Source organism: Hymenobacter volaticus, assembly GCF_022921055.1.
Lineage (GTDB): Bacteria > Bacteroidota > Bacteroidia > Cytophagales > Hymenobacteraceae > Hymenobacter > Hymenobacter volaticus.
Window position 1 is genome coordinate 4,002,766 of sequence record NZ_CP095061.1, and the last position, 12,827, is coordinate 4,015,592.

8 protein-coding genes are annotated in these 12,827 nt (G+C 51.3%); 2 read left to right on the forward strand and 6 right to left on the reverse strand.

Features of this window, described 5'->3' with window-relative positions; all coding sequences use genetic code 11:
* Positions 1-17 precede the first annotated feature (17 nt).
* Both porQ and lon read right to left on the reverse strand, forming a co-directional pair.
* Entirely contained in the window at positions 18-1,079 is a 1,062-nt protein-coding gene (porQ, locus tag MUN86_RS17360; RefSeq protein ID WP_245119308.1) for a type IX secretion system protein PorQ, read from the reverse strand.
* A 143-nt stretch (positions 1,080-1,222) separates the two neighbouring features.
* Complete coding sequence (lon, locus tag MUN86_RS17365; protein ID WP_245119309.1) at positions 1,223-3,682, reverse strand: endopeptidase La; 2,460 nt, start codon at positions 3,680-3,682, stop codon at positions 1,223-1,225.
* 336 nt (positions 3,683-4,018) lie between these two features.
* Between lon and MUN86_RS17370 the strand changes: the two genes are divergently transcribed.
* The gene (locus MUN86_RS17370; RefSeq protein ID WP_245119310.1) at positions 4,019-6,019 is read left to right on the forward strand and encodes an OmpA family protein; all 2,001 of its coding nucleotides are present in this window, start codon (positions 4,019-4,021) and stop codon (positions 6,017-6,019) included.
* A 132-nt stretch (positions 6,020-6,151) separates the two neighbouring features.
* On the opposite strand, the gene MUN86_RS17375 is transcribed toward MUN86_RS17370, so the two are convergent.
* The 4 genes from MUN86_RS17375 to MUN86_RS17390 all read right to left on the reverse strand — a co-directional run bounded on the left by MUN86_RS17375 (position 6,152) and on the right by MUN86_RS17390 (position 9,975).
* Entirely contained in the window at positions 6,152-6,649 is a 498-nt protein-coding gene (locus MUN86_RS17375) for a DUF6702 family protein (RefSeq protein ID WP_245119311.1), read from the reverse strand.
* A gap of 23 nt (positions 6,650-6,672) precedes the next feature.
* A complete protein-coding gene (gene rseP, locus MUN86_RS17380; protein WP_245119312.1) occupies positions 6,673-8,016 on the reverse strand; it encodes an RIP metalloprotease RseP in 1,344 nt (447 codons plus the stop codon).
* A gap of 160 nt (positions 8,017-8,176) precedes the next feature.
* On the reverse strand, positions 8,177-9,349 hold the full coding sequence (locus MUN86_RS17385) for a 1-deoxy-D-xylulose-5-phosphate reductoisomerase (RefSeq protein ID WP_245119313.1): 1,173 nt from the start codon (positions 9,347-9,349) through the stop codon (positions 8,177-8,179).
* Between the two features lie 191 nt (positions 9,350-9,540).
* On the reverse strand, positions 9,541-9,975 hold the full coding sequence (locus MUN86_RS17390) for a 3-oxoacyl-ACP synthase (protein WP_311181721.1): 435 nt from the start codon (positions 9,973-9,975) through the stop codon (positions 9,541-9,543).
* A gap of 579 nt (positions 9,976-10,554) precedes the next feature.
* On the opposite strand from MUN86_RS17390, the gene MUN86_RS17395 reads away from it, so the two are divergent.
* The gene (locus MUN86_RS17395; RefSeq protein WP_245119315.1) at positions 10,555-12,816 is read left to right on the forward strand and encodes a PAS domain-containing hybrid sensor histidine kinase/response regulator; all 2,262 of its coding nucleotides are present in this window, start codon (positions 10,555-10,557) and stop codon (positions 12,814-12,816) included.
* Positions 12,817-12,827 lie beyond the last annotated feature (11 nt).

Consider the following 12,827-nt stretch of genomic DNA (forward strand, 5'->3'; position numbering starts at 1 on the left):
AGCCGAAATTACCGGGACTACTGCGTTTTGGTGAACAGCGTGTTCAAGTTGCGGGCTACCGTGAAGTAGTTAGCAGCCCCACTAGCGTGCAGCCCAGCACGGGTGTAATCGAGTTGAAACTGACTGATACGCAACATTACGCCAAAAGAGACGCCGGCCCCACCGCTCGTATTGTCTAAACGTAATTCACGGCGTTGCAGATGATTGTAGCCTACGCGTACATTCAGGTTTTTACCGAGTATTAATTCTCCACCTACAGCGAAGTGACGGGCAATTTTGTCACCAAGCGTTTTTTTCTTTTTAATTTCCTCGCCACTTTCGTCGAGTTGGCCGCGCTGGTTAGGATCGAGGTAGACAATGTCGAGCTGCTGGAGATGGTGAGCCGTCAGAGAGAAGCGTAACGGCATATGCTCAGGCTTAATAGAAGCACCTATTTGCACATCGAGCGGCATAGGCTCCCGTCCTGCGCCTGCGTAGGACTTGAGCTGATAGCCTACGTTGCGTGCTGTCAAACCCACCGTAAAATCTTGCTCGGGGTGCTTGAACACGGCTCCTACATCGGCCAGCGCTGCCACTGAATGATTACCAGAAATGCCGGATATAGCCAGCCGGGCTGTACCAGCCAATGTGAAGTTGCCTTGGGTATAAGAATCGGCTACGCTCAAAGCGTATTCATTCACCGAAAATTCGCCGAGTGCATTGCCAGCCGCATCGTATTGTTGAAAATTGCCATAGCTCAGGTAGCTCAAACCTACCCCAAATCGTCCGGCCTTCTCGGTATTGAAAGTATACGCGGCTGTGCTTTGCTTTATATCAGCTAGATAATCAACGAAGCTTAGCGCCAACCGGCCATCCATTTCAGAATTGAGCAATGCCGGATTGCTCAAGAACATGGTGGGGTCAGAGTCGCGGGACGATACATTGACTCCACCCAACGCGGCGGTTTTAGCGCCAGGCGGCAGGTTTAGAAAAGAGAAGGCCTGCTGCCCCCCAATCTGAGCCATTGCCGCCGGGGCAACACCCACTCCCAATCCTACAGATAAAATAGCAATAGCTCGGCAATGTAGCAGTCGAATCATAAGAGCAAGATATAGCGTTTGCGAAGCATTCTAGGGCTAAGACGCTTCCTACGGCGTTTTATTGCACGCTCCAAACAAGTTGCTGGTGCTGGTTTCTAGTTGGTGCCTGTTAGGCACAACAGCCAGAAACCAGCACCAGCATTTTACTGCACTTCTACGCTTGATACGGGAGCAGCCAACGGCTCATCTCGAACCACTAATTTTAGCGGGTGTTCGACCAATTCATCTAATAATGCCACTTTCAGCACCTCATCTACTCGGTCGGCATAGTGTACCGTTACTTCCTTGAGGTATTCAGCTGGAATTTCAAGAATGTCTTTGCGGTTCTTGCTACACAAAATAATGTCGCGAATACCAGCACGCTTGGCAGCCAATATCTTTTCCTTGATGCCACCTACTGGCAGTACTTTACCCCGCAGTGTGATTTCGCCCGTCATGGCCAAGTGGCTACGAATTTTGCGTTGGGTGAACACCGAAGCTATGCTAGTGAATATGGCAATACCGGCGCTCGGCCCATCTTTCGGCACGGCTCCTTCGGGGAAGTGAATGTGTAAGTCGTACTGGTCGAATAAGCGGTAATCAATGCCGAGTTCCTCAGCCCGGCTGCGCAAATAACTTAGTGCCGTAATAGCCGATTCCTTCATTACGTCGCCAAGTTGACCCGACAGCGTGAGTTTACCCCGGCCGCGGCTTAGTAGGCTTTCAATAAACAGAATGTCACCGCCCACCGACGTCCAGGCCAAGCCCGTCACAACGCCGGCCGTTTCGTTGTCTTGGTAAATATCCCGGTCGAAGATGGCGGGGCCGAGAATTCGCTCGATGTCCTTAGGCTCTAGCGCCGCCGGAAAAGCTTCGTTCATGGCTTTGCTCTTGGCAATATTGCGTACTACCGCGCCTAGCTTACGCTCCAAACTACGCACGCCCGATTCGCGGGTGTAATCGTCGATTACGCGCTGCAACGCAGCCGTGGTGATGGCCGCATCCTTGGTGCTGAGGCCGTGGTCGGTGAGCAGCTTAGGCCACAGGTGTTTCTTGGCAATCTGGCTCTTTTCTTCCAGCGTGTACCCGGTAAGGTCGATGATTTCCATCCGGTCGCGCAGAGCGGGCTGAATGGTATCGAGCGAGTTGGCGGTGGCAATGAATAATACCCGGCTTAGGTCGTACTCCACTTCCAAATAGTTGTCGGTGAAAGTGGAATTTTGCTCGGGGTCCAGCACTTCCAGTAACGCCGATGAAGGGTCGCCGCGGAAGTCGGAGGCCAACTTATCAATTTCGTCGAGTACAATGACGGGATTGGAAGCACCGGCTTTCTTGATCTGCGAAATAATACGGCCGGGCATAGCGCCAACGTAAGTTTTACGGTGCCCGCGGATTTCAGCCTCGTCGCGCACGCCACCTAAGCTCATACGGACGTACTTGCGGCCCAGCGCCTTAGCAATGGAACGACCTAAGCTGGTTTTACCTACGCCGGGCGGGCCATACAGGCACAAAATAGGAGCTTTCATGTCTTGCTTCAGCTTAAGCACCGCCAAGTACTCGACAATGCGCTCCTTCACCTTTTCCATGCCGTAGTGGTCAGCATCTAAAATCTTGCGAGTGCGCTTGAGGTTGAAGTTGTCCTTGGTTTGCTCGCCCCACGGCAAATCCAGCAGAAACTCCACATAGTTAACCGTGAGTGGATATTCAGCGGCCTGCGGGTTTACGCGGCTCAGCTTATCCAACTCCTTGTTGAAATGCTTGGCAACCGCCTCGGGCCATTGTTTCAGCTTGGCCCGTTGCCGAAACTTATCGACGTCCTGGTCGGGGCCTTCGGAACCGCCTAGCTCGTCTTGGAGGACCTTGATTTGTTGGCGCAGGAAATAGTCGCGCTGCTGCTGGTCGATGTCGGTGTGAACCTTGCTCTGGATTTCGTGCTTGATTTCCAGGTGCTGAATCTCCTTCATCATCATCTCCAACAGCAAGGTACCACGCTCCACGCCGTCGTTGATTTCAAGCAGCTTCTGCTTCTGTCCTACCTCTACATTGATGTTAGAACTCAGGAAATGCGTAAGGAAGGCCGGCGACTCAATGTTGTCGAGAGCTACCTGGGCCTCTTGCGGAATTTCGGGGTTGAGGCGCAGCATTTTGGCGGCGGCATCTTTCAACGACGCTACCAAGCCCTTTACTTCCTTGGTATTCTTCGTTGGGAAAGTCTCCGAGAAATAGTTAACCCGAGCCGTGAGGTAAGGAGTGGCCTGAGTTTGCTCCTCGATATGAAAGCGGCTCTGCCCCTGAATGATGATAGTGGTATTGCCATCGGGCAGCACCAGCAGCTTCAGAATTCGGGCCATGGTACCCACTTCATACAAATCGGTGAGGCCTGGGTCGTCCTGCTGATTGTTTTTTTGGGCTACCACTCCTACTAGCTTATCACCGCGGTAGGCTTTGCGCACCAAACGCACGCTTTTCTTGCGGGTAACCGTGACGGGCAGTACTACCCCCGGAAATAGCACGGTATTGCGCACAGGCAACAAAGGCAGTGTAGAGGGCGCCTCCTGCAGCTCGAGAGGATTCTCAGGATCGGTTGCCACAATGGATACTACTTCAGCAGGGTTATCGGCCATCAATAAAAAAGACGAAGAAAAAGCGGGGGAATAGCGGACATAGCAACGTTGGGGAACGAAGAGCAGGAAGCGGTGCCAGAATGACAGGAATATGCAGGGTGACCTCGCTCATACGTAGTCGAACTTCCGAAGATACTAGTTTGACAAGTGTTGTGCCATGCTGCGCTGGTTAGGTGGTGGCAGGTGCCGCCTCAAATAGCTTACCTTATAGCCCGTCACTCCGGCAGATCAAGCACGCTGACCCTTACTAACAAGAATAAAAACGTGTGTACCTGAAAATTCCTATTTTTGATCTTTAGCGCGCCACGCCGTCTGGCTCCGGCGCAATTTATCGTTATGCTTCGTTCTCTACGTACATTTTTATTGTTGATGCTGATTGGGTTGCCGGGTGTGCTGTGGGCGCAAAAAAGCACCGCCCCCCTTCGGCAGCGTAAGTCTTCCGACCGCACCGTGCGGTCGATACGGCTGCGAGCCGATGCAACTCCAGTCTTTCCTAATATAAATCGCATTCCCTATTATGAGAACAAGAAGGAATTGCGGGCTATTCAGAAAGCGGAAAAGCGTCGTAATCTAGCGCAAGCTCGGGTATTGCTGGATGCTTACGTGCGCAAGTTCGGCATCGAGAACTTTGCCAAGGATACCCCTTTGCTTTGGCGCTTAGCTCAGCTCTGGGAAAAAGCCGGCAAAGAAGAGATAGCAAAAGCCTACTTCCGCCTTGCGCTCAAACATCACCGCCAAGACATCCAGAAGATTCAGCTTTACTACGACTCGTTGGAGCAAAAAACGGCTGACCTCTATGTGCCGTTGAAAACGTATTACAACTTGGTGGAATACCGCAAGGGTATCGTCGCCTTTCGGCCGCCCAAAGGGGTGTACACCAACATGGGCGACGCTATCAACTCGCAAGCCGAGGACTATGGTCCAACCCTGAATTCAACGGCTGGCATGATGCTGTTTTCCTCGAAGCGGAAGATGCGCGGCATTCATGGCGTAGTCGACGAGGATTTGTACGTATCGCGCAAGGACGGCGAAATGTGGACCGAAGCCGAACCATTGCCTAAGCCCATTAATTCGCTTTACAACGAAGGCTCGGCCTGCTTCACCAAGGATGGCAAGACCATTTATTTTGCCCGTTGCGAGTGCCCAAGCTGCCATGGCAACTGTGACCTGTTCACTTCTACCTTCAAAGACGGCCAGTGGACCGTGCCCAAAAGTTTGGGAGCCCAAGTGAATTCAACGGCGTGGGATTCGCAGCCGACGCTCTCTCTCAATGAAGACACGCTGTACTTCGCCTCCGACCGACTCGGGGGCTTCGGTTTATCGGACATCTGGTACACCTACAAAAACAAAAACAACCAGTGGGTGAAAGCGGAGAACATGGGCCCGGTTGTGAATACGCGCGAAAGTGAGGTTAGCCCATTTTACCATCCCCTTTACAACGTGCTGTATTTCTCGTCGAGAGGGCAGTTGCTCAACTACGGCGACTTCGACATCTACAAGACGTACCGCGTGCAGGGCCGTTGGCAGGAACCCAAGAATATAGGCCCCCTCGTGAACGGTAAAGGGTCGGAATACTACTTCACCATCGACTCCGACTCGCAGAACCTATACTATGCCCGCTCCGAGGAAAAGGACATGAAGAACCTGGACCTCTACTCCTTCCCGTTGCCAATGGAAGCTCAACCGCTAGCCACTACGCACATCGAAGGTACCTTAGTCGATTCCGTTTCGCAGAAGCCTTTGAATGGCATTGTGACCATCATCGACACGGACGACGGCATCGAAGTAGCCGCTAAGTACCTCCGGCCCGACGGCACTTTCGACTTCGACCTGATTGAAGGCTCACACTACGTGATGCTAATTCAGAGCCCCGACTTTTTTAGCGTTGAGAAAAAGTTTGAATTAAAGGGTGATACCGTGTTGAAGCTCATGACGAACTCTATTGATTACGGCTTACCACTGGTTTTCAAAAATATCGAGTTCGACCAAGACAAGGCAGGCATTCGGCCGGCTATGCACCCTACTCTAGACCGGATTGCCCTGTTCATGGTCGACCACCCGGAATTCCGCCTCAATATTTCCGGCCACACTGATTCCAAAGGCGACCCGGACTTCAATGAGAAGCTTTCGCAGGATCGGGCCGAAGCTATCCGCCGTTACATCGAACAAAAGGGCAAGCTACAACCCAACCGCATCGAGAATCAAGGGTTTGGCAGTACGAAACCGCTGAGGGAAGAAGTCACAGAAGAAGACGCCAAAACCAACCGCCGCGTGGAGTTCCGCTTAATAAAGCCAGATGCCGGCAAGAAAGAAACTGGTGGGGCTGATTGGAAATAGCCTAGAACTACCCCACTTACTCAATATCTTATCGACTTACAGCGTTTGCTGTAAACCTAAAAGGGCCTCGCTACAGCTTGTAGCGAGGCCCTTTTAGGTTTATACTTCTGCAAGAGGATCTTGCTTCACTTCTTACCAACTAATTTTCTGCTCTTGTTCTCCTTCTCGAAAAAGCACGCTTTGCTTTTTGCCACTCGCCTCTAGATTCACAATATTCATCTGATCGGGAAAAGCGGAGAGTAATAAAGAGTGGCGTAGGTTAACGCTAGTCACTGGCTTAGTTAACTTAACAGTGCAATACAACCAGTGAGCGTCATTCTCCTTCTGCATACCTAGCAACTGCAACGGCAACACTTCCCCAGGCTTGGTCCCAAAAGCCACGGACTTACGCAGCAAATCGGTAGTCAGCTGCGTCACCAACGGCTTAGGCGACTGGTCAAGGTCAATGGAGGCAGCACGACCAGCAGACAGAGCGGTTTCAAAATCGTCTGTGAAGACTTTAAGGGCAATTTCAAGTTGCTGCTTCTGCGCGTTGTAGCGCACATCCATAATACTAGCGTGGTAGGCATGCGCCCACGCCGTGAGAGTGGCAGCTAGCAGCAATGGAAGCAGGAGCAGTTTGCGGAGCATGAGTAAAGCGGGCAGCTAACTTTCTACTTTAGAAATACTTTGATCAGCGGCTTGAAAAGCACAAACACCATCAATGCCATAATCATGAGCGTACCAACTTTCTGCGCATTCTCTAAGAACTTGTCAGAGGGTTTGCGGCCGGCAATCATCTCATAGAGCAAAAACAAAACGTGACCACCATCAAGAGCTGGGATAGGAAGCAGGTTCATAAACGCTAGCACCATGGAGAGAGAGCCCGTTAGCACCCAAAAACGGAGCCAGTCCCACTGTCCACCGTATTGCTGCGCTATTTCAACGGGGCCACCCAGCGAATCAACTGCTGATGCCTGGCCCTTGAAAATTTTGCTAATAGCTTTTGCCTGCACTGCAATAATGCCAAAAGCATTGTTGATACCCTTCGGCACCGACTCCAGTAAGCTATAACGGCGGGTGCTGTAGTGCAACAGCGGCTTGGGCTCGAAGCCCATCTTACCGGCAGAGGTCACTTTCACGGTCAGGGTTTGGGGCTGACCATCGCGCACAATACCCACGGCGGTAGACTTACCTGCGTGCGCTAGCAAAGCCTTTTGCAACTCATCGAAATACTCAATGGGTTGCTCACCTATGCGTACCAGTTTATCACCAGCCTTCAATCCAGCATCGGCAGCAGGCTGCCCAGACACCACACGACCTACTACAAAAGGCACCCGAGGAGCAACGAACATGCTGTCGCCGTTGGCGGTGAGTTTGTCCATAAAGCGAGACGGCAAGTTCAGATCGAGCAGCTTACCATTGCGCTCTACAGTGTAGAAGCTATTGTCGCCGAGCAGAAAGTCGGGAGAGCGTACATCATCGAACTCGGCAAACGGGCGGCCATTGATTTTCACAATTTTGTCGCCAGTACGGAAACCGATTTCGCGGCCCAGACCATTCGGTACTATCCCAAATCGGGCTTCAGCCGCCGGCAAATAGCTTTCTCCTTGGATAAAAGTGAGCAAAGTGAATACCACAACGCCCGTAATGACATTCATGATAATGCCACCTAGCATCACAATTAGCCGTTGCCAAGCTGGCTTGGCTCGGAACTCATTAGGCTCTGGCTCGGCTGCCAAGGATTCGGCATCCTGAGTTTCGTCAATCATGCCGTGGATAGCCACGTAGCCACCTAGTGGGAACCATCCTAGCCCGTACTCCGTGTCGCCTATTTTCTTTTTGAGTAAAGCGAAGTTGAGAACATTGGGCAACGGAAATAGGAAATCGAAGAAGATGTAAAACTTATCGACGCGAATCTTGAAGTATTTGGCAGCGGCAAAGTGTCCGAACTCATGCAGGCCCACCAAAAGCGAAAGGCCCAGCAACAAGTTGCCGATCATGATAAGGGTTTCCAAGAGGGATTAAATAATTAGGTGATGAAATGACATTGTCTGTTAGGGCAACAGCACAGGTGACAAGGGATGATATGAGTCAGTATGGAAGCAAAACAATAACAAGAACGCTCTCTACTTGTCACTCTTCGCCTAACTACTCGTCAGCTTTTTCTTGTAACACCTAATACCGCGCCAGCCGTTCCTGCACTATGCGACGTGCCTCCTTGTCAGTCTGCACGTAATCGTCGAGCGACGGTTCTGCAAGGTACGAAACGCGCGAAAGGCAGTCCTCTACCAGTTCCGACATTTGCAAAAAGCCCACTTCGTCGCGCAAAAAGGCGGCAACAGCTATTTCGTTGGCGGCATTCAGCACGCAGGGGGCGTTGCCGGCGCGACCCATAGCGTCGAAGGCAAGAGCCAAATTGCGGAAAGCCGTTTTGTCGGGTTGCTCGAAGGTAAGTTGCGGATAATCGAGAAAAGAGAAGCGTGGGAAGCTAGCTGGCAACCGATGCGGATAGCCGAGCGCATATTGAATAGGCAGCTTCATGTCAGGCAGCCCGAGTTGCGCTTTCAGGGAACCGTCTTCAAACTGCACCAAAGAATGAATAATGCTTTGCGGGTGCACTACCACATCAATCTGGTCGTCGCGAAGTCCGAACAGCCACTTAGCCTCGATTACCTCTAACCCCTTATTCATAAGAGAAGCGGAATCAATCGTGATTTTGGCGCCCATATCCCAATTAGGGTGTTTGAGCGCTTGCGCTTTCGTAACCTCAGCCAGTTGCTCGCGCGTCCGGCCGCGAAAAGGTCCGCCCGAAGCTGTCAGGATTATTTTCTCGATTGGGTTGCGCTCCTCCCCCACTAGACACTGAAAAATAGCAGAATGCTCGGAGTCAACCGGATACAGACCTACCTTATATTCTTGCACCAATTGTGTAATCAACTGACCAGCTACAACCAGGGTTTCCTTGTTGGCCAGCGCTATGTCTTTGCCGGCCCGAATGGCCGCGACCGTAGGCAGTAGTCCGGCGTAGCCCACCATAGCCGTCAGTACAATATCAGAGTCGGGGCGACCGGCCACTTCGGTAAGAGCGGCAACACCGGCCAGTACCTCGGTTTCGGGCTGCCCGGCGAGAGCTGTTTTCACAGCCGCATATTTGGTTTCGTCGCCGATAACAACGGCAGCGGGCCGGAACTCACGAGCCTGCTGAATTAACAATTCGGCGTTGGAGTGGGCCGATAGAACCGCAATGGTAAAACGAGTGGAATTAGCACGGACTACATCGAGGGCCTGTGTTCCAATAGAACCAGTGGAACCGAGCAGGGCAACGCGTTTGGGAAAGACAGAAGGCATTGAGAAGGAAGCTTGCACTGCGAAGGTACGGCAATCCTGTTGGGCCTGCTACTTGCAGCGCACGAGCCTTGCCTTCCTTGTTGCCATTGCTACACCTCAACACTCATAGTTATGTCTATGTTGCCGGGCTTTATAGCTGCATCAAGCAGGTAGCCGATGGGTTATTTGCTAGTCAGACGTTTAGTCAACTTTTATTCCACGCGCTGTATCTGCACCTTTTTCCCATTGAACATCACTTCTTCACCAGCCTGCTTACCGGTCAAAACTGCCGCCACCGGCGCCGCAGCCGACACAGCAAAATAGTCTTGACCATCTAGGGTAAGCTTGCCAGCACTAATGCTGATATAGAAACGCCCCATAGTAGTATGCACCAAGGCCCCTGGACGAACGGCGTCAGAAGCTGTTTCCGGGTTGATGCGGGCTAGCTCTCCTTGCAACTGCAAAGCTTGCTGAAGCTGTACAGCATTGCGGTTACGCTCTTCCTGGGCCATGGCGCGGCCGGTTTCGTACTTGTCACCGGCGCTACTCTTGGTTTCCGAATTAGCCGATTCTTGCGCGGTGAGCATAGCTGCCTGGGCTGCTTCAATGCGCTGCGTCACGAAGGCTGCGCAAGCAGCGTGAAGCAACGGTTTAATTGTAGATGGAAGCTGTGTCATTCAATTACTGACTTGAGAAAGCAGAAAGCATGTATCCACGCCTACTGTACATAGGCGCAAGACAACCTTATTACATCTTGGTTTGGTCGGCATGAAACTAGGTAGCAAGTCTACGTTCAACCAAGCTAGCATAAGCCGAAAACACTTCTACCTATTACTAGTGTCTTAGTTACAAGAAGCTAAGACAAGCTTCTTGTAACAGCAGCCCGCAACTTACCTGTATTAGCGTTACGATGCATGCTACCTATTCAAGATGAACCTATAAACTGTCCGTCAATTCAGGCTCCTCTAGTTCATCGAACATCTATCCCACTCTAAAACCAGCAAAGAAGATCTATCAATATATCACAATTGCTCACAAGGAACTAGGTATTCAAGACTGCTCAACTACACGCTTAAACGATTATGACTTTATCCTGTATAAGACGGAAAACAAGTGTCTGCCCAGAGTACTGACGTCTACTTATAAATAAAGACAATAAATACTTCAAGAGCTTTTGGTGGCTAGCAAAAGCAGATTGTATATTTATTGCTTTATTGAATTATACAATGTCAGTTACTTCTACTTCCATTGCTTCTCCAGAAGCTCTGGTGCTGCATCTCCTTACGCAAAATCCTAATCCCGTAATACAGCTATCTTTCTCTGCTGAAATAGTGTATGCTAATCCAGCTGCTGAAAAACTGTTCCAATCGGTGTCTACAGTGGAAGGTATCTGCCCACGCCAATGGCTCCTGTCATTAGCTCAGCATACCATTGCTAACTCAGAGCAAGAGGTAGCACTGGCCGGGCGTCATTACTTGCTGACAGTAGTGCCTGGCAACCAATCCTACTCTTTATATCTCACCGACATTACTGACCGACACAAGGCTGAACAAAAGCAGACAGCGGAACGTGATTTTTTTGAAACAGTGCTCCAGTATCTGCCTACAGGAGTAGCTGTTTTTGATACGCATCACCGCTACCAATACGTCAACTCGACGGCAGTACGCAACGATAGAATTCGCGAATGGCTCATTGGCAAAGACAATTTCGAGTACTGCGCGCATTTCAACCATCCGCGGACGCTGGCCCTACAGCGCGAAGTGAAATTCAAGCAGGCCATGGAGGAAGGTGTAGAGGTGACGTGGGAAGAAACCTTTGAAAGTTCAGCGGGCACCCGCCACTGGCTTCGGCTATTTCAACCCGTATTTAACTCGGATGGTAAATTGCGACTGATGGTAGGCTCTAGCGCCGACATTAGCGACCGTTATTTGGTTGAGCAAGCTATCCATCAGGCGCGGCGCGAAGCAGAGGCAGCAGTGCAAGTCCGGGAAACCTTCTTGGCCAACATGAGCCATGAGATTCGTACCCCCATGAATGGTGTGCTTGGTATGGCTGGCCTCCTGGCTCGTACCCAGCTGAACCAGCAGCAACAAGAATATCTAGCCATCATCCGCAACTCTGGCAACCACCTGCTCGGTATCCTAAACGATGTACTGGATATGGCCAAGATCACGGCCGGCAAGTTAGATTTAGAACACACCCCGTTTGACTTGGTGGATACTATTCGCACCACCACCCAGATTCAGGCATTCAGAGCCACTGAAAAGGGCATCGGTTTTGAACTCATTCTTCCCGACCAACCGCTCCCACTCCTACTCGGCGACCCGCATCGGCTCAGTCAGGTCTTGCTCAATCTGCTCAGCAATGCCATCAAGTTTACCGATCAAGGCTACGTGGCCTTGCATTGTCGTGTACTGGTAGAAGATGACACTATGCTCAAAGTCAGTTTCCAGGTTTCTGATACGGGTTCGGGCGTAGCCGTAGAAAAGCAGGAAGCCATATTTGAAAGTTTTGCTCAAGCTTATTCCGACACCACTCGGCATTTCGGAGGCACAGGGTTAGGCTTAGCCATTAGTAGCCGACTTGTGCAGCAACTCGATGGCCACTTAGTGCTGTGCAGCCAACCTGGCCAAGGCAGTACGTTCAGCTTTACGCTGCCTTTTTCATTAGCGGGGTCCGAAGTACAGCTTGTAGAAGAACTGGCAGCAGTTCAACAAGTGGCAGAGTCGGTGCGAGGCTGGCGAGTGCTGTTGGTGGAAGACCACGACGTAAACCGCCAGTTGGCGCAGTTAGTACTCGAGCAATTTGGCGTCGTAATTGATGCCGCTCCCGACGGCATGACGGCATTGAAATTCTTTGAGCACACGTTTTACGACGTAGTACTAATGGATATTCAGATGCCAGATATGAGCGGCTTGGATGTAACAGCGGCTATGCGCCGCCATCCAGAACCGCTCCGTGCCCGCACTCCCATCATTGCCCTCACGGCTAATGCCTTCCGAACGGATAACGAAAAATACTTAGCCGCCGGCATGGACGACTGCTTAGCCAAGCCCTTCGACGAATCGGCCCTGCTAACGAAGATGCTTGCTGTGCATAAGGCTCCAGCTTTCAAGGCTGGTCCTCTTTTCAACTTGAGCGGACTTTATGAAATGGCACACGGCAAGCTAGATTTCGTGCAGCGGATTCTCGAACTGTTTATGACTAGCACGCCCACTTCAATAACCAAACTCCAGAAAGCCAGCGGTACAGCTGATTGGCTGGCTGCCGCTACCTGTGCTCACCAACTCAAACCTACTTTGAAGCTGTTCCAGGTAGAGAGCTTATTGAAGGCTATCCAAGTTTTAGAAGATGCCACCGCCTCGGATACGTCCCGTTACGCTGCCACACAACAACTCCTCGATACTCTTCCAAAGCTTTTATCTCAAATCGGTCAGCACGCCAACTCATTACTACCAGATACGGCTGTACATCCAAGCCCCAAGTAGCACTGACTCGT

Coding starts and splice junctions, on each gene's coding strand:
- porQ (WP_245119308.1), bottom strand. CDS start 1,079: ATGATTCGACTGCTACATTGCCGAGCTATTGCTATTTTATCTGTAGGA.
- MUN86_RS17385 (WP_245119313.1), bottom strand. CDS start 9,349: ATGCCTTCTGTCTTTCCCAAACGCGTTGCCCTGCTCGGTTCCACTGGT.
- lon (WP_245119309.1), bottom strand. CDS start 3,682: ATGGCCGATAACCCTGCTGAAGTAGTATCCATTGTGGCAACCGATCCT.
- MUN86_RS17375 (WP_245119311.1), bottom strand. CDS start 6,649: ATGCTCCGCAAACTGCTCCTGCTTCCATTGCTGCTAGCTGCCACTCTC.
- MUN86_RS17395 (WP_245119315.1), top strand. CDS start 10,555: ATGTCAGTTACTTCTACTTCCATTGCTTCTCCAGAAGCTCTGGTGCTG.
- MUN86_RS17370 (WP_245119310.1), top strand. CDS start 4,019: ATGCTTCGTTCTCTACGTACATTTTTATTGTTGATGCTGATTGGGTTG.